This is a genomic window from Arthrobacter sp. APC 3897, from assembly GCF_030407495.1.
Classification (GTDB): Bacteria; Actinomycetota; Actinomycetes; order Actinomycetales; family Micrococcaceae; genus Arthrobacter_B.
In genome coordinates, this window is sequence record NZ_JASDDG010000002.1 from 100100 (window position 1) to 116302 (window position 16203).

The 16203-nt window shown below is 65.7% G+C and carries 13 protein-coding genes; 4 read left to right on the top strand and 9 right to left on the bottom strand.

Annotated elements, in window-relative coordinates:
- Window positions 1-10 precede the first annotated feature (10 nt).
- From QMA10_RS01620 to QMA10_RS01640, 5 genes are all read right to left on the bottom strand, one after another.
- Window positions 11-1507: a nucleobase:cation symporter-2 family protein gene (locus tag QMA10_RS01620; RefSeq protein ID WP_290165524.1), complete on the bottom strand. Its 1497-nt coding sequence runs from the start codon at window positions 1505-1507 to the stop codon at window positions 11-13.
- A complete protein-coding gene (gene pucL, locus QMA10_RS01625) occupies window positions 1507-2409 on the bottom strand; it encodes a factor-independent urate hydroxylase (protein ID WP_290165747.1) in 903 nt (300 codons plus the stop codon). The genes QMA10_RS01620 and pucL overlap by 1 nt, the downstream gene beginning before the upstream one ends.
- Window positions 2410-2445: 36 nt before the next feature.
- Window positions 2446-2787, bottom strand: coding sequence for a hydroxyisourate hydrolase (gene uraH, locus QMA10_RS01630; RefSeq protein ID WP_290165527.1), 342 nt, complete (start codon window positions 2785-2787; stop codon window positions 2446-2448).
- Window positions 2784-3335 (bottom strand): 2-oxo-4-hydroxy-4-carboxy-5-ureidoimidazoline decarboxylase, encoded by a 552-nt coding sequence (gene uraD, locus QMA10_RS01635; RefSeq protein ID WP_290165529.1) that lies wholly within the window; start codon window positions 3333-3335, stop codon window positions 2784-2786. The genes uraH and uraD overlap by 4 nt, the downstream gene beginning before the upstream one ends.
- A gap of 278 nt (window positions 3336-3613) precedes the next feature.
- Entirely contained in the window at window positions 3614-5014 is a 1401-nt protein-coding gene (locus QMA10_RS01640) for an 8-oxoguanine deaminase (RefSeq protein ID WP_290165531.1), read from the bottom strand.
- 448 nt (window positions 5015-5462) lie between these two features.
- Between QMA10_RS01640 and QMA10_RS01645 the strand changes: the two genes are divergently transcribed.
- Genes QMA10_RS01645 through QMA10_RS01655 form a run of 3 tightly spaced genes read left to right on the top strand, consistent with a single transcriptional unit; the run spans window position 5463 to window position 10194 of the window.
- Entirely contained in the window at window positions 5463-6608 is a 1146-nt protein-coding gene (locus tag QMA10_RS01645; RefSeq protein ID WP_290165533.1) for an XdhC/CoxI family protein, read from the top strand.
- Window positions 6609-6619: 11 nt separating this feature from the next.
- A complete protein-coding gene (locus QMA10_RS01650; RefSeq protein ID WP_290165535.1) occupies window positions 6620-7468 on the top strand; it encodes an FAD binding domain-containing protein in 849 nt (282 codons plus the stop codon).
- Window positions 7465-10194 (top strand): molybdopterin cofactor-binding domain-containing protein, encoded by a 2730-nt coding sequence (locus QMA10_RS01655; protein ID WP_290165538.1) that lies wholly within the window; start codon window positions 7465-7467, stop codon window positions 10192-10194. The genes QMA10_RS01650 and QMA10_RS01655 overlap by 4 nt, the downstream gene beginning before the upstream one ends.
- A gap of 44 nt (window positions 10195-10238) precedes the next feature.
- Here QMA10_RS01655 and QMA10_RS01660 read toward each other — a convergent pair whose 3' ends face one another.
- The 4 genes from QMA10_RS01660 to QMA10_RS01675 form a co-directional block, all read right to left on the bottom strand.
- Window positions 10239-10598 (bottom strand): hypothetical protein, encoded by a 360-nt coding sequence (locus QMA10_RS01660; RefSeq protein ID WP_290165540.1) that lies wholly within the window; start codon window positions 10596-10598, stop codon window positions 10239-10241.
- Between the two features lie 427 nt (window positions 10599-11025).
- Window positions 11026-11211: a hypothetical protein gene (locus QMA10_RS01665; RefSeq protein WP_290165542.1), complete on the bottom strand. Its 186-nt coding sequence runs from the start codon at window positions 11209-11211 to the stop codon at window positions 11026-11028.
- A 68-nt stretch (window positions 11212-11279) separates the two neighbouring features.
- A complete protein-coding gene (locus tag QMA10_RS01670; protein WP_290165544.1) occupies window positions 11280-12677 on the bottom strand; it encodes an FAD-linked oxidase C-terminal domain-containing protein in 1398 nt (465 codons plus the stop codon).
- Complete coding sequence (locus QMA10_RS01675) at window positions 12677-14500, bottom strand: L-lactate permease (protein WP_290165546.1); 1824 nt, start codon at window positions 14498-14500, stop codon at window positions 12677-12679. The genes QMA10_RS01670 and QMA10_RS01675 overlap by 1 nt, the downstream gene beginning before the upstream one ends.
- 208 nt (window positions 14501-14708) lie before the next feature.
- Between QMA10_RS01675 and QMA10_RS01680 the strand changes: the two genes are divergently transcribed.
- A complete protein-coding gene (locus QMA10_RS01680) occupies window positions 14709-16193 on the top strand; it encodes a mannitol dehydrogenase family protein (RefSeq protein ID WP_290165548.1) in 1485 nt (494 codons plus the stop codon).
- Window positions 16194-16203: the final 10 nt, after the last annotated feature.

Here is a 16203-nt window from a genome sequence, read left to right on the forward strand (position 1 = left end):
GGTCACGGTCCTAATGGGGGTCGTTTTCGGTGCTGCCGGTGGCGGTCAGCGGGATTTCCCGGCCGTCGGCGTCGAGCAGTTTTCCGTCCAGCATGTGGTCGCCGTCCTTGAGCGCCGCAGTGTCCTCGAGGCGCACAATGCGGTTTGCACCCTCGGCCCACACGGACGGGTCCTTCGGGTTGCCGGTCCGGATGTGGTTGAAGAGGATGTTCATCAGGATGGCCATGACGGCGGCGGAGCTGATGCCGGAATGGAAGATGGTGCCAAACCAGGCGGGAAACTCGTCGTAGAAGGTGGGCGCGGCAATCGGAATCATGCCGAACCCGATGGAGGTGGCCACAATGATGAAGTTCATGTTGTTGCGGTAATCCACTTTGGCCAGGGTGCGGATGCCGCTGGCTGCAACCGTGCCGAAGAGGACTATCCCGGCTCCGCCAAGCACCGGCGTCGGCACCGCGGCCACTACCCGGCCCAGGACCGGAAGCAGGCCGAGGATCACCAGGATCAGGCCGCCGGCGCTGACCACAAAGCGGCTCTTGACGCCGGTGATGGCCACCAGCCCCACGTTCTGGGCGAAGGCGCTCTGGGTGAAGGAGTTGAAGACCGGGGACAGGGCGCTGGACAGCATGTCGGCCCGCAGTCCGTCGGCAATGCGTTTGGAATCCACTTTGGTTTCCACAATCTCGCCCACGGCGATGATGTCCGCTGTGGTTTCGGTCAGGGTCACCAGGATCACGATCACCATGGAGATGATCGCAGCTGCCTCAAAGGTCGGCATGCCGAAGGCGAAGGGTTCCGGAACCGCAAACATCGCGCCGCTGCCGACGGCGGAGAAATCGGCTTTGCCGGTCACAACCGCGAAGATGGTGCCCAGCACGATGGCGATGAGGATGGAAAGCCGGGAAACGGCGGAATTGCCCACTTTGCTCAACAGCAGCACGAGCAGCAGGGTCAGGGCGGCCATGCCGATGTTCGAGACGCTGCCGTAGTCCGGGGCGGCGCTGCTGCCGCCCATGGCCCAGTTCGCGGCCACGGGCATGAGCGTCAGGCCGATGGTGGTGATGACAACGCCGGTGACCACCGGCGGGAAGAAGCGGATCACCTTGGCGAAGACCGGAGTGATCAGCAGGCCGATCAGGGAGGCGACGATCACCGCGCCGAACACGGACTGCAGCCCGCCGCCGCCGTCGAGAATGGCGGTCATGGTGGCCACGCCGGCAAAGGAAACACCCTGGACCAGGGGCAGCCGGGAGCCGAAGAAGGGGATGCCGATGGTCTGCAGCAGGGTGGCCAGCCCGCCCACAAAGAGGCAGGCGGCTACGAGCATGCCGACGTCGGCGGAATCCAGTCCGGCGGCGGTGCCGACAATCAGCGGCGGAGCGATGATCCCGCCGTACATGGTCAGCACGTGCTGGAAACCGTAGGCGAAAGTGCTGCCCAGCGGCAGCCGGGCATCTTCCGGGCGGGCGGCGGTGCCGGCCGCCCTGGCGCGGGGCTTGCTGCTCATCAGCAGAAACCGCCCGCGGTATTCCAGACCGGCGATTCGGAGACCGTGCCTTCGCGCAGGATGGAGGCTTCGATCAGGCCGTACGGGCGGTCCGCGGCGAAGAAGACCTCGTTGGGGTTGTCCAGGCCGAACGGTGCCAGGTCCACGAGGAAATGGTGGTTGTTCGGCAGCGAGAGCCGGACCTCGTCAATCTCCCGGTGTGCGGCGATGACGGCCTTGCCCATTTCGAACATGGACTGCTGAAGGGCCAGCGAGTGCGTATTCGCGAACGCGTCCAGCAGCAGGGTCCGGGCGGAAGCGTAGAGGGCGTTGAAGTCCAGGCTGCTCACGTCCGTGTCCGGCGCATAGCGCCACTTGGCGGTAACATCCGTGGCCAGAACCCGGTCCGTGGTTTCGGCCAGAGTGGTGTAGCGGTCCCGGGGGAAGCCGGAGAACTCGGACCCGGTGGACTTCAGGACGGTCAGGCCGCTGATGCCGGACACCAGATGCTGCCGGCCGGCTTCAGAGACCAGCACCGCGGTGCGGATCTCCGACTTGTCCTTGGAGAAGGCATGGTCATGGTCGCTGATCCGGTTCCAGAAGTACTGTTCAGCAGCCCAGCGCCCGCCGGACACCCACTCGAATCCGCCGGTGAAGTGCTGTTCCAGGCGCAGCAGGAACGCTTCCGGCGAGCCAACGCCGTCCCGGGCGAAAGCATAGACGGTGTTCTTCTGCGTATCGGTGGCGACCACGCGGGAATTGTCCCCCTGAGTGTGCGCGGCTTCGAAGTCGCCGTGGAGCTGGCTGGTGATGCTGAGGTCTTCGAGCTGGTGCCGGACTGTGTCCCGGGTGACCTTGACCAGCCGCACCTCGGCCTTGCCGTACTGGTTGCTGCCGAGGACAATTCCGGCACTGCCTGTCATCTCCCCTGAGGGGGCCTGAGTTGTTTCAGTCATGGTTCAACTTCCTCGGTAGGTGGAGTAGGCGAACGGGCTCAGCAGCAGCGGTACGTGGTAGTGCTGGCCCGCGTCGGTCAGGGAAAAAGTGAGGGAAACGGCGGGGAAGAAAGTCTGAGTGCCGGCAGCCGCAAAGTACTCGCCGGTGGCGAAGTCGATCCGGTAGGTTCCGGGCTCCAGCTGTTCCGGGCCCAGGCTGCCCACCCGGCCGTCGTCGTCGGTGGTTCCGTCCCCGATCCGGGTCCAGCCGCCGTCACCGCTCCCCCAGAGCGATACGGCGACGCCGGGAGCCGGCTTCCCGGCCGCGGTGTCCAGGATGTGGGTGGTGACGTGGCTGCGGGTCATGGCGTAAGCAGTCCTTCCAGTCGCAGGATGGCAATGTCCCGCAGCTGGCCTGCGATCAGCGGGACTTCTTCCTCAGGGGTGTGTCCGAGGCGTTCCTGCAGGTTGGCGAGGATCTCCTCGGCGCTGCGGCCGGCCGCGCGGATCAGGAAGACGCGCCCGTGCTTGTCTTCATACGCGCGGTTGCCGGCGGCCAGCCGTTCCTGGACATCGTCCAGCCCGGCCACAGAGGCCTGCTCGCCGCGTGAGAAGGTGGCTTCGGCGCCCGCCCCTGCAAGGCGTTCGCCGATGCGGGGATGGTGGGCCAGGGCGGCGTCTATCTCCGCTTCGGTGAAGTCCGGGGCCGCCAGTTCGGCAAAGCTGAGCAGCTCACCGGGGGTGGCGAAAGGACGGGCAGCGGCAATCTCATTGCACCAGCGCTGGATGTCCAGGCAGGGGCGCAGCATGTCTTCAGCTTCTGCGTATCCTGCCGTGTTGAAGGTTGCAAGGAAGGCCGGTGCCGGCTCGGGAGCGGATTCCGGGGTTGGCTCTGAATGTGGTTCTGGGCGCACGGGTGTCAGCTTTCGGTAGATCTGTTCCATTGCCGGCGCTGAACACCCTTGACCATCGGCGGCGCCGACTTGATTCGATGTTTCCGGCAGTTGGAATTGCTATTTCGACAGTGTGGGTGCGGCCGGGTAAATCTGTCAACAGGTAAATAATTGTTGCGGAATAAAACCGCATCGTGTTTCATGGCTGTTAATTCTGTGCAAACAATCCGCCGTTTATACCGCAATGCGTTGCAGCCGGTTCCGGGCTTTGCCACAATCCCGGGCCAGGCTCCCGGAAATCAGCCCGCCATCATCCGCCGGGCAGCTGCCGTATGCCGGGCAACGAGCCCCGGCAGGTCCATGCCGGGCAGCTCCCCGTCCACCACCCGCCAGGTGCCGCCGACCATCACCCGGTCCGCCCGGTCCGCGCCGCAGAGCAGCAGGGCCGAGAGCGGATCGTGGCTGCCGGAGAAGCGCAGGTCATCCAGCCGGAACATCGCTAGGTCCGCCTGCCGGTCCGGCGCCAGCTCACCCACATCCTCCCGGCCCAGCGCCCGCGCCGACCCCCTGGTGGCCCAGCCCAGCACCCGCTCGGGCGTAATGGCTTCGGCCCCGTAGCGCAGCCGCTGCAGATACAGTGCCTGCCGCGCCTCCAGAATCAGGTTCGAGGCGTCATTGGAGGCCGAGCCGTCCACGCCCAGCCCCACCGGCGCGCCGGCATCTTCCAGTTCCACCATCCGGCCGATGCCGCTGGCCAGGCGCATGTTCGACGTCGGACAGTGGGCGACGGCGGTGCCCGCTGCCCCCAGCCGGGCAATTTCGCCGTCGTTGAAGTGCACTCCGTGCGCCAGCCAGGTCCGGTTCCCCAGCCAGCCGACGCTCTCCAGGTAATCCACCGTCCGCAGGCCGAACATCTTCAGGCAGAAGGCTTCCTCATCCATGGTTTCGGCCAGGTGGGTGTGCAGCCGGACGTCGTATTCCCCGGCGAGCGCGGCACTCTCGCGCATGATGTCCCGGGTCACCGAGAACGGAGAGCAGGGGGCCAGGCCTATCTGGATCACGGCGCCGTCACCGCGCTCGTGGTAGTCCCGGATGAGCCGCCGGCTGTCCTCGAGGATCACGTCCGGGGCCTGCACGGTGTGCTGCGGCGGCAGGCCGCCGTCGTCCTCCCCCAGCGTCATGGAACCGCGGGTGAGCATGGCCCGCATGCCCAGTTTCCGCACCACATCCACCTGCACGTCAATGCCATCCTCCAGCCCGTCGGGGAAGAGATAGTGGTGATCCGCCGCGGTGGTGCAGCCGGAGAGCAGCAGCTCGGACAGGGCCACGGTGGTGGCCAGTTCCAGATCCGCCGGAGTCAGGCGCGCCCACACCGGATACAGGTTCTTCAACCAGGGAAACAGCGGGGTGTTCACCACCGGAGCCCAGGCGCGGGTGAGGGTTTGGTAGAAGTGGTGGTGCGTGTTGATCAGCCCCGGCAGCAGCACATGGCCGGAGGCGTCAAACACCTCTGCGCAGGGGGCGGCGGGACTCTGGCCGACGGCCAGCACCTCGGCGATGACCCCCTTCTCCACCACCAGGCCGCCCGCGGCATCCAGTTCATTTGCGGTAAAGACGGCCAGCGGATTCTTGATCCAGAGCCGGCCGACGCCGGCGGCGGTGGCGGTGGCGGCTGTGCCGGAAGGCATGGAAACAGTCATGGGACATCCTCAGGAATGCAGACCCCTCCCGGGGCCAGCTCAGTGGGCTTGTCTGCTGATCCAAGAGGCCGGGTTTTGCCGTGCCGGCGGCCTAACCGTTTGCACGCGCCCACCATACAACCACAACGGTGCCCTCCTTCGGAAGATAAAGCAGAAGGGTGTCCCGCCGCGCAGATTGCCGTGGTAGGCTTCCGTGCAATTACCGGAACAATTACGGCAGATCAGGTTCTTGGCAGCACTGGAACTTATATTGTTGTGCAAACATGCCAACATTTCTTCTTGCCCGTCATGGGCTTTAAAAGATATACCTATTATGTTTCGATAATGTCATTGTTTGCGGATTTAAGCCCCCAGCCCGGCAACTCCGGCAGGGGGAACTCACCGCTTGGTTACTGGGTTAGCCGGTGGCGGTCAGCCGACGGCAGTATCGCTGGAGGGCAGGTGGCGCATGCTTGACATGCTGGACGCGCTGGCTGCGGCCACGGCAGACGGCCTTCCCTGTGCCGCGGCAACTGTCATCCGCGCGTCCGGATCCGTGCCGCGTCCGGCGGGCACGTCCATGCTCATCCACCACAACGGCCGGATCACGGGATCCCTCTCCGGCGGATGCGTGGAGGCCGCAGTGGTGGCCCTGGCCGAGGAGGTCCTTACCGACGGGCAACCCCGGCTTGAATCCTTCGCCTACAGCGACACTGATGCCTTCGCCGTCGGGCTCAGCTGCGGCGGCACCCTGGAGGTGCTGATCCAGCTCATCACTCCCGGCGCCTTTCGAGTCATCCCGAGTGCGGAAGCTCCCTGCGCCCTCGTCCGTCGGATCGATGCCCCCGGCACGGCACGGAACAGTGCTGCGCAGCCGCTGCTGGTCGCTGACCCGGGCGGTGCTGCCACACCCGCTGGTCTGCTGGCTGCCCACGGCGCGGCCCTGGCGTCGATGCTCGACATGGACCCGGCCCATGCCGCGGCACGGCTGGCCCCTCTGCTTGCGGCCGGCCGCACGGGAATCGTGGAGCTCGGCGGTCCGGTGCTATTCCTCGAGTCCCGGCTCGCACCTGCCCGGCTGGTGGTGATCGGGGCGAACGATTTCTCGGCCGCGCTGGCCCGGCAGGGACGGATGCTCGGTTACCACGTGACCATTTGTGATGCCCGGCCTGCCTTCACTGCTGAGGAGCGCTTCCCTGCGGCCCATCAGGTGCAGGTGCAGTGGCCGGACCGCTACCTGCGTGCGGAGGCTTCGGCGGGGCGGCTGGATCCCCGCACCGTGGTTTGCGTACTCAGCCATGACGCCAAGTTCGATATCCCGGTGCTGGTTGAGGCGCTGCGGCTGGACATCGCCTACGTCGGAGCCATGGGCTCGCGCCGCAGCCATGAGCAGCGGATGACCGCATTACGGGACGCCGGACTGAGTGAGACCGAGACGGCACGGCTGCATTCCCCCATCGGACTGGACATCGGAGCCGCGACACCCGAGGAAACCGCACTGTCCGTTTTCGCTGAAATAGTGGCCGCACGTTCAGGTGCCGCCGTCACCGGGCAGCCCCTGCGCACCCTCAGCGGCCCCATCCATCCGTTCACCCGCCAACACATCAGCCACTGAGGGATTCATCCATGGACATGCCCACCGTTTCCGATCTGGTCCGCACCAGCAACCCCGGCGACTGGCGTCCCGGCGATGCCTGGCTGGCCGGCGGCACCGTACTCTTCTCCTACGGCAGCGATTCCCTGCAGCGGCTGCTGGACATCACCGGTGCCGGCTGGGAACCGCTGAGCGTGTCCGACGGCGGACTGGAGATTGCGGCAACCTGCACCATCGCGGAACTGTACGCTTTTCCCGGCACAGCCCCTGCCGGCGTTAGGGCCGAGTGGCGGGCCCTGGATCTGGTGCCGTTGTGCTGTGATTCCTTTGTGGCGTCCTTCAAAGTCTGGAACGTTTCCACGGTGGGCGGCAACATCTGCACCGGCCTGCCCGCCGGGCCCATGACGGCCCTGACCGCAGCGCTGGACGGTATTGCGGTGATCCACTCCCCCGGCGGGACGTCCCGCGAAATCCCCGTGGCTGACCTGGTGATCGGCGACGGCCGCACTGCACTGGCACCGGGAGAGCTGCTGCGCAGCGTAACCCTGCCGGCAGCCGCCCTGCGGGCCAGGACCGCGTTTCGCCGGCAGTCACTGACCAACCTGGGACGGTCCGGGGCGCTGCTGATTGGCCGGGTGGACGGGGACGGCACGTTTGTCCTGACCGTCACCGCCGCCACCAAGCGTCCGGTTCAGCTGCGGTTCGCCGCGCTGCCGACCGGCGTCGAACTCCGGGCGCAGCTCAGCGAACAGATCGACGCCGAACTGTGGCATGACGATGTCCACGGCCTGCCGGAATGGCGGCGCTACATGACGGGCCGGCTGGCGGAAGAAATCCGGGCCGAGCTGGCCGCATCCGGGTCAAAGGAGGGTTCCCTGTGACATACCGGATCAATAAGACCGAAGTGGAGGCTGCACCCTTCCCCGGCCAGTGCCTGCGCACCTTCCTGCGGGAGCAGGGCAGTCTGGGGGTCAAGAAAGGCTGCGACGCCGGAGACTGCGGTGCGTGCACCGTCCATGTTGACGGCAAGCCCGTCCACAGCTGCCTCTACCCGGCAGTGCGTGCCGAAGGCCGGGAAATCACCACCATAGAGGGGCTGGCCAACGGAGAGGAACTGCATCCAATGCAGCAGCAGTTCCTGGACGCCCAGGGCTTCCAATGCGGTTTCTGCACAGCCGGCATGGTGATGACCGCCGCCGCGCTGGACGAGGAACAGAAGCAGGATCTGCCCCGGAACCTCAAAGGAAATCTCTGCCGCTGCACAGGCTACCGCGCCGTCGGTGACGCGGTCTGCGGGCACCGCACCGTTGATGTCCCGGCCGGGACTTCTCCTGCTGCCCGGACCGTGGGCGCCTGCATCCCCGCCCCGGCCGGCCCGGACATTGTGACCGGCCGTGCCCGGTACACCATGGATGTGCCGGCCGCGGAGCTGCCCGGGCTGCTGCATCTGAAGATCCTGCGCTCCCCGCACGCGCACGCACGGGTTGTTTCCATTGATGCGGGTGCCGCCCTGGCAGTGCCCGGCGTCGAGGCAGTCCTCACGCACAAGGACGCCCCGGGGCAGCTGTTCTCCACCGCGCAGCACGAACTGCACACCGATGACCCGGACGATACGCGGATCCTGGATGACGTGGTCCGTTTCCGCGGCCAGCGTGTGGCCGCGGTTGTTGCCGCATCCGTGGGTGCCGCCGAAGAAGGGGTGAGGGCCCTCAAGGTTGACTACGAACTGCTCCCCGCGGTCCTGGACACCGCCTCGGCTCTGGCCGACGGCGCTCCCGAGGTCCATCCGGGCACCGCCGGCAACATCGTCGCGGAACTGCACTCCGAACTCGGTGACACTGCCGCCGGACTGTCGGCAGCCGACGTCGTGCATGAGAAAACCTACGAAAGCCAGCGCCTGCAGCACATGGCACTGGAAACGCACGGCTCCATTGCCTCCTTCGACGAGGCGGGCCGGCTGGTGGTGCGCACCTCCACGCAGGTTCCGTTCCTGATCCGGCGGGCGCTGTGCCGGGTCTTCGGGTTGAAGCCTGAATCCGTGCGGGTGCTCACCGGACGGGTGGGCGGCGGCTTCGGAGGCAAGCAGGAGATGCTCACCGAGGATCTGGCCGCACTGGCCGCACTCAAGTTGAACCGTCCGGTGCAGCTCGAACTGACCCGCCGGGAACAGTTCACCGCCGCCACCGTGCGGCACCCCTTCTCGGTCCGGGTGCGGGCCGGAGCAACAAGGGACGGCACGCTGACCGCACTGGAGCTGGATGTCACCACCAACACGGGAGCCTACGGAAACCATGCCCCAGGCGTGATGTTCCACGGCTGCGGTGAATCAGTGGCCGTGTACCGGTGTGACAACAAAAAGGTCGACGCGCGCGCCGTCTACACCAACACCGTTCCGTCCGGTGCCTTCCGCGGCTACGGACTGAGCCAGATGATTTTCGCCGTCGAGTCCGCGATGGACGAATTGGCGCGCGGCATCGGGATGGATCCGCTGGAGTTCCGCCGCCGCAACGTCATCGCCCGGGGTGACGCCATGCTCTCTACCTCCCCGGTTCCGGCGGAGGACGTCCATTACGGCAGCTACGGACTGGATCAATGCGTGGAACTGGTGCGTGCAGCGATGGAGCGGGGACAACTGTCCGCCGAAACTTCCGGCGACAACCTGGATGATCAGTGGCGGATTGGCACCGGGACCGCGGTCGCCATGATCGACACCGTTCCGCCGCGCGGGCACATGAGCCACGCCCGGATCCGGCTGCAGGAGGACGGACGGTACGGGCTCGACGTCGGCACCTCCGAGTTCGGCAACGGCACCACCACTGTCCACACCCAGCTCGCGTCCACCGCCTTGCACACCACGGCGGACCGGATTGTCATCCGGCAGTCGGACACCGATCTGGTGGACCATGACACCGGGGCTTACGGCTCCACCGGCACCGTAGTGGCCGGCAAGGCTTCCCTGGCGGCGGCAGAGGAACTGGCCGTCCTGCTCAAGGGCTTCGCTGCCTCGCTCTTTTCCAACACGTCGGCCCAGGTGACGCTGCTGGCGGATGCGGTGGAGTGCGCCGGCGGGCGTATTTCGCTGGCCGACGTCGCAGTACGCGCGAAGGACGCCGGCATCGACCTGTCAGCACAGGGCCGCTGGGGCGGAACACCGCGCTCCGTAGCCTTCAATGTGCAGGGCTTCCGGGTGGGAGTGCACACCGGCACGGGTGAAATCCGGATTCTGCAGAGCGTGCATGCCGCGGACGCCGGAGTGGTCATGAATCCGCTGCAGTGCCGGGGCCAGATTGAGGGCGGTATTGCCCAGGCACTGGGTGCGGCTCTGTTTGAAAAGGTTCAGGTGAGCAGCACCGGCGAGGTGACGACGAAGATCCTGCGCGAATACCATGTGCCGGCTTTCGCGGATGTGCCGCGCACAGAGGTGTACTTTGCGCAGACCAACGACTCGCTGGGTCCCATGGGTGCCAAGTCCATGAGTGAGAGCCCGTTCAACCCCGTGGCACCGGCCCTGGCCAACGCCGTCCGGGATGCCACCGGGGTCCGGTTCAGCGTTCTTCCGCTGGCCCGCGACGTGGTCTTTCTTGCGCTGCGCGAGGCGCGGGCCTAAAGCCGTCCCGCCTCCGGGGATCCCTGCCGGGGGGGCTGAACTCCTCAGGCTCCGGACCAAAGCACGTAACCGCTCAGGTTGCTTAGCTGTGACATGTCATTCCAAGGCGTGCCATCATCAGCCGGCCGTACTTTATAGTCATCACCCATCCATCGCAGCGACATGCTCACGCGCATCAGATCGCCCTCCGCGGTTTCGAAGGCAAGGTCCATCTTTGCTTCCGAAGGGTTATAGGACTCGAGCGTGCAGCCACGAACTTGGATGCCGCTCTCCCCTGACGAATCCACGGCAGTGCCCGTGTCCCGGACTGCGGCATCCCGGCCGGGCCCTGGTACCAGAAGCTGTTCGGACATCTTCATCATGACTTCGGGCGATCCCGAAGATCCCAGGGCGATGACGTTCATAGCCGACTAGAGGGCGCCGCCGGTGAGCTGGCGAAGCACGGCCGGAAGCCGCTCTCCTCCATTATTCCCGGGCCAAGGGATATCGGATCACGAGGCGTTGCCATCCCATCCACCATCTTCCAGTTGGATATCGGCGCTGTATCCAGCGCCAGCTCATCGGTGGGCGGCAAGCCACACGCACTTTTCCGTTCAACGTTGTTGGTGCCGGTCGAGGCGGACGGGCCCGGAGCTTCAGAAGTGGAATTGCTGCTTCCGAAGGTTGGGGTTACAACAGACTGTGCACTGTCGTCTTTTGCAGGAAGCAGGAAGATGACAACGCCGGCAGCTATACAAGTGACCCCCAGCAAGACTGAGAGGACAAAGCCCGGCTTGGTGAACGGGGTGCTTTCAGGAGCGTTATCCGGGGACCTGTTCACGGAACCTCTCCTTAGTCACCGAGCCCTCCGCCTCCCGGGGCTCCCTGTCCGGCGGCGGCTGAACGCAGCTCGGCAATGCGCAGCCGCAGGAAGATGATCAGCAGCACCAGTGCCCAGACCGACAAAACCGCGACCGCCGCGACGATTAAGAAATAGAGGATGCCGAAAAGTGCGCCGATTCCGGACATAGCTGCCATTGATTCCCCCGATGAAAGCCGCCCGGAGCGGTGCCGCTCCGGGCTGGTGCCCCCGATCCTACACGGGCTCAGATGGCCTTGCCGGGGTTGAGGATGCCCAACGGATCCAGGGCCCGGCGGATGGAGTGCTGCACTCCCACCGATACGTCGCCCAGCTCGGCACCCACCCAGTCCCGTTTCAGCAGCCCCACGCCGTGTTCACCGGTCAAGGTGCCGCCGAGCCGGTTGGCCAGGAAGAACATCTGCCCCAGGGCATCCTTGGCCGGACCCTCAGTGACCGAATCCTCGGGATCCATCACGATCATGGGATGCAGGTTTCCGTCCGAGGCATGGGCGATGGTGAAAATCCTTACCCCGGTAGCAGCGGAAATCTCTTCAAGGCCGGTGACGGCTTCCGCCAGCCGTCCGCGCGGCACGCCGATGTCCCCGATCGAGACCCGCCCCATCTGCTCCAGGGAAGGAATTGCATCCCGGCGGGCACTCACCATCGCCGCTGCCTCGTCGTCGTCGGCCGCCTTCCCGCACGAGCCGGCGTAGGGGCGCACCGCTTCCAGCACTACGTCCTGTTCCAGGAACGCCCCGTAGCCGTCTGTCTGCACCAGGAGGAAAGATGCGCCTCGGGAGCGGTAATCGGAACCGGTGGCGGCGTCCACGGCTTCCAGGGTGGGCCCGTCCATCAGTTCCATCATGGACGGCTGGATCCGGGCGGCAACCACGGCCGACGCCGCGCGGGCCGCGCTTTCGACGTCGGGGAAGAAGGCGGCGACGGTGGCGGTGGCCACCGGCAGCGGCCGCAGGCGCAGCGTTGCCTCCACCACGATGCCGAGGGTTCCTTCGGAGCCGATAATCAGGGCGTTCAGGTCATAGCCGGTGACACCCTTGATGGTTTCCCTGCCCGTGCGCAGTTCGCGTCCGTCGGCCAGGATGACCCGAAGCGCCAGCACTGATTCGCGGGTGACACCGTACTTGGCGCAGCGCATGCCGCCGGCGTTGGTGGCAATGTTGCCGCCAATGGAACAGATGGCCGTACTTGCAGGATCAGGTGCATAAAACAGGCCGTACTCCGCGGCGGCCGCATTGATCTGAGCGTTCAGGACTCCGGGCTGGACCACTGCCAGCTGCTCCTGCGGGTCAATTCGCAGGATCTTGTTCATGCGGGAGACGTCCAGCACCACTTCGCCCGAGCGTGCTGATGACCCTCCGGCCAGTCCGGTTCCCGCACCTCGGGGCACCACCGGTACGCGGTGCCGGGTGGCAAGACGCAGGGTCTCCGCCACGTCCCCGGCGGATTCGGCGAACACAACGCCGTCCGGATGGGTTTGGGCCACGAATCCGGAACGGTCGGTGCTGGCCTGTTCACGGTGACCGGGCTCGAGGGAGGCGTTCGGAGCCTGGCCCAGCAGGGTCGCGGCAGGGGCCGGGTCCGGCAGCCCTACAGTGGAATCGGAGTCGGAGAAGATGCTCATCAGGGCACCATCCAGCCGAGGATGGACGTTGACTGCAGCCAGATCAGCAGCGTCATCATGACCAGCAGGCCAAGACTCCAGCCAATGAGTTTACGCAGCAGCGTGCTTTCAGCACCTTCCAGTCCCACGGCGGCTGAGGCGATGGCCAGATTCTGCAGCGACAGCATCTTGCCGAGCACTCCGGCGGAGGAGTTCGATGCCGCCATCAGGGTGGCGGACAGTCCCGTCTCGTTGGCCGCGGCCACCTGGAGCTGGCCGAACAGCGAGTTGGAGGAGGTGTCGGAACCCGTCAGCGCCACGCCAATCCAGCCCAGCAGCGGGGACAACAGGGCAAAGAATCCCCCGGCGGAGGCCAGGGCCACACCCAGTGTGGTGGTTTGGCCGGACAGATTCATGACAAAGGACAGAGCCAGCACGGCGCAGACGGTGACGATAGTCCAGCGCAGCTGCTTCAGGGTATCCCCGTACACGCGAACACCTTCGCGGGGCCGGATCCGGTACAGCAGCATGGTCAGGATCCCGGAGAACAGCAGGAGGGTTCCGGTGGCCCGGATGTGGTCGAACCGCAGGGTCTGCGCGGCAACCGCCGTCCCGTTGGAGTCCACCACGTCCAGCCCCGGCCAGTGGAAGGTGACACTGCCAATGGATGTCAGCCAGGTCTTGATCACCGGAATCTGGGCCAGCGAGAACACCACAATGATGATCAGGTACGGCGCTGTGGCCATCCATACGCTGCGGGCATCGGGGCGGGCGGTGTTGCTCGTGGAACCGGGGCCGCCGGGAGCGGTGCTGCCTGCTCCCCCGGAACCGGCCGCGGCACCTGCCGATTCGCCGGCCGAACGCCGGCCCCGCCCGGTTTTGACCGGTTCTGCGGGGCCGGCCCCGTCGAGGGTTTCCGTTGTACTGCCGGAACCAGCGGCGCCGACAGTTTCCCGCGGCGCTGCGGCAGCGTCCTGGTCTTCCTGCACCTGGCCGGACATGCCGATGATTTCTGCCGGCTGCCAAACGCGGAGCATCAGCAAAACCGCAATCACCGTGGCGACCGCCGCCACGACGTCGGTCAGTTCCACGACAAAGAAGTTGGAGGCGAAGAACTGGGCCAGTCCGAAGACAAAACCCGCCACCAGCGCCACGGGCCAGGTTTGTTTGAGGCCGCGTTTGCCGTCCACCAGGAACACCAGGATCAGCGGTACCACCAGGGCAATGAACGGGGTCTGCCGGCCGGTCATGGAGGACAACTCGTGCAGCGGAATTCCGGTGACGCCGTTCAGCGCAATGATCGGTGCGGCCATGGCTCCGAAGGCAACCGGAGCGGTGTTGGCCAGCAGGGCGACAATCGCCGATTTCAGGGGCTTCATGCCCGCTGCCATGAGCATGGCGGCCGCAATGGCTACCGGCGCACCAAACCCGGCCAGTGACTCCAGCAGCGCACCGAAGCAGAAAGCAATCAGGATGGACAGGATGCGCAGATCATCCGAGATGGAGCGGATGGTCCTGCCGAGGACTTCAAACCACGGGGTGGCCACCGTGAGCTTGTAGATCCACAGGGCGTTGATCAGGATCCAGAGAATGGGAAAGATTGCGTAGAACGCACCCAGCCCGGTTGCCGCCGCCACCTGGCCGATCGGCATCTGCCACCCGATCACCGCAAGCAGGATGGACAGCACCAGCGAGATGAGCCCGGCCTGGTAGGCCTTCATCCGGAAGACGCCCAGCAGGACAAACAACAGCAGCAGCGGCAAGGCCGCAAGAACCGCGGACAGTGCCAGCGAATCGGCGATGGGATCGAGCGGCTGTTGGAACGCGGCTAGCTGTGTCCTCACAAAAACTCCTTTGTCTTTGTTTCACATCCCTTCGCGCTGGGTAACCGAACCAGCCCCATCCGCGGTGACATTGGGTTGACCCTAGGCCCGAAGCCGCAAATAGGTCAACGGTGGCGGCGGGAGAACTGCGGCTGCTCATGTGAGAGGACACTTTTGCTCACATGATAAATTGAGCCGCACCTATCCGACCCAGGCCTCAGGTGGAACCATGAACAAGCTCAATTCCGCGTCCTTGTCCGGCCTTCCGGCCGGGCTTTCTGTTCCCGGGTATGACCGCTCCGAGCTGAGTGTGGGCATTGTCCATTTCGGGGTGGGAGGCTTCCACCGCGCGCACCAGGCAATGTACGTGGACCGTCTGATGAACGACGGCGGCGCCAGGGACTGGGCGATCTGCGGCGTGGGCGTCCTGCCGGGAGACTCGGCCATGAAGACGGTGATGGATGCCCAGGACTGCCTGTACACGCTGGTGCTGAAGAACCCGGACGGCACACGCGAGGGACGCGTCATCGGCTCCATGATCGAATACCTGCTGGCGCCCGAGGACCCGGAAGCCGTCATCGAGAAAATGGCCGCACCCGGTACCCGGATCGTTTCCCTGACCATCACCGAGGGCGGCTACAACTTTCATCACGTGACCGGCGAGTTTGATGCCGCGAACCCCGCGGTGGCGGCGGATCTGCTGCCGGACGCCGTGCCGGCCACCGTTTTCGGGCTGGTATGCGAGGCTTTGCAGCGCCGGAGGGACAGGGGGCTGCCGCCGTTCACGGTCATGTCCTGCGACAACATCCAGGGCAACGGGGATGTAGCCCGGAAGATGTTCACGGCCTTTGCCTCCCTGCGGGATCCGGAGCTGGGCGCCTGGATGCGGGAGAACGTAGCCTTTCCCAATTCCATGGTGGACCGGATTACGCCGGTCACCACGGATGCGGACCGGACGATGGTGGCCCGGGACTTTGAAGTGGAGGACGCCTGGCCGGTGGTCAGCGAGGACTTTGAGCAGTGGGTCCTGGAGGATCACTTTCCGCAGGGGCGCCCGCCCTTTGAAGACGCAGGGGTTCAGGTGGTGGAGGATGTGGAACCGTATGAACTCATGAAGCTGCGTCTGCTCAACGCCAGCCACCAGGGCCTGTGCTACTTCGGCTACCTGGCCGGCTACCGTTATGCCCACGAGGTCTGCCAGGATCCGTTGTTTTCCGGGTTCCTGCTGGATTACATGCTCCGGGAGGCAACCCCCACACTGGCGCCGCTGCCCGGGGTGGATCTGGACGCCTACCGGCACCGGCTGATCGAGCGGTTCTCCAATGAGCACGTCCGCGACACGCTGGCCCGGCTCTGTGCCGAAAGCTCGGACCGTATTCCCAAGTGGCTGCTGCCGGTGATCCGCGAGAATCTGGCCTCGGGAGGAGAAATCCACCGCTCGGCAGCAATTGTGGCAAGCTGGGCGCGCTACGCCGAGGGTACGGACGAGCAGGGCGCACCAATCGACGTCGTCGACCGGCTCCGCGGCCCCCTGATGGCCGCCGCCGCGCGGAACCGCACTGAGCCGCTCGCTTTTGTTACGGACCCGGATCTCTTCGGAGATCTCGCGTCCGAGGACCGCTTTGTCCAGTCCTACACGGCCGCCCTGGCCGCACTGCATGAGCACGGCGCCCGGGCAACTCTGGAGGAATTGGCCGCGGGGCGGCTGACCTAAGCCGTCCTGC

Coding starts and splice junctions, on each gene's coding strand:
- QMA10_RS01620 (WP_290165524.1), bottom strand. CDS start 1,507: ATGAGCAGCAAGCCCCGCGCCAGGGCGGCCGGCACCGCCGCCCGCCCG.
- pucL (WP_290165747.1), bottom strand. CDS start 2,409: ATGACAGGCAGTGCCGGAATTGTCCTCGGCAGCAACCAGTACGGCAAG.
- uraH (WP_290165527.1), bottom strand. CDS start 2,787: ATGACCCGCAGCCACGTCACCACCCACATCCTGGACACCGCGGCCGGG.
- QMA10_RS01640 (WP_290165531.1), bottom strand. CDS start 5,014: ATGACTGTTTCCATGCCTTCCGGCACAGCCGCCACCGCCACCGCCGCC.
- QMA10_RS01645 (WP_290165533.1), top strand. CDS start 5,463: ATGCTTGACATGCTGGACGCGCTGGCTGCGGCCACGGCAGACGGCCTT.
- QMA10_RS01650 (WP_290165535.1), top strand. CDS start 6,620: ATGGACATGCCCACCGTTTCCGATCTGGTCCGCACCAGCAACCCCGGC.
- QMA10_RS01660 (WP_290165540.1), bottom strand. CDS start 10,598: ATGAACGTCATCGCCCTGGGATCTTCGGGATCGCCCGAAGTCATGATG.
- QMA10_RS01665 (WP_290165542.1), bottom strand. CDS start 11,211: ATGGCAGCTATGTCCGGAATCGGCGCACTTTTCGGCATCCTCTATTTC.
- QMA10_RS01670 (WP_290165544.1), bottom strand. CDS start 12,677: ATGAGCATCTTCTCCGACTCCGATTCCACTGTAGGGCTGCCGGACCCG.
- QMA10_RS01680 (WP_290165548.1), top strand. CDS start 14,709: ATGAACAAGCTCAATTCCGCGTCCTTGTCCGGCCTTCCGGCCGGGCTT.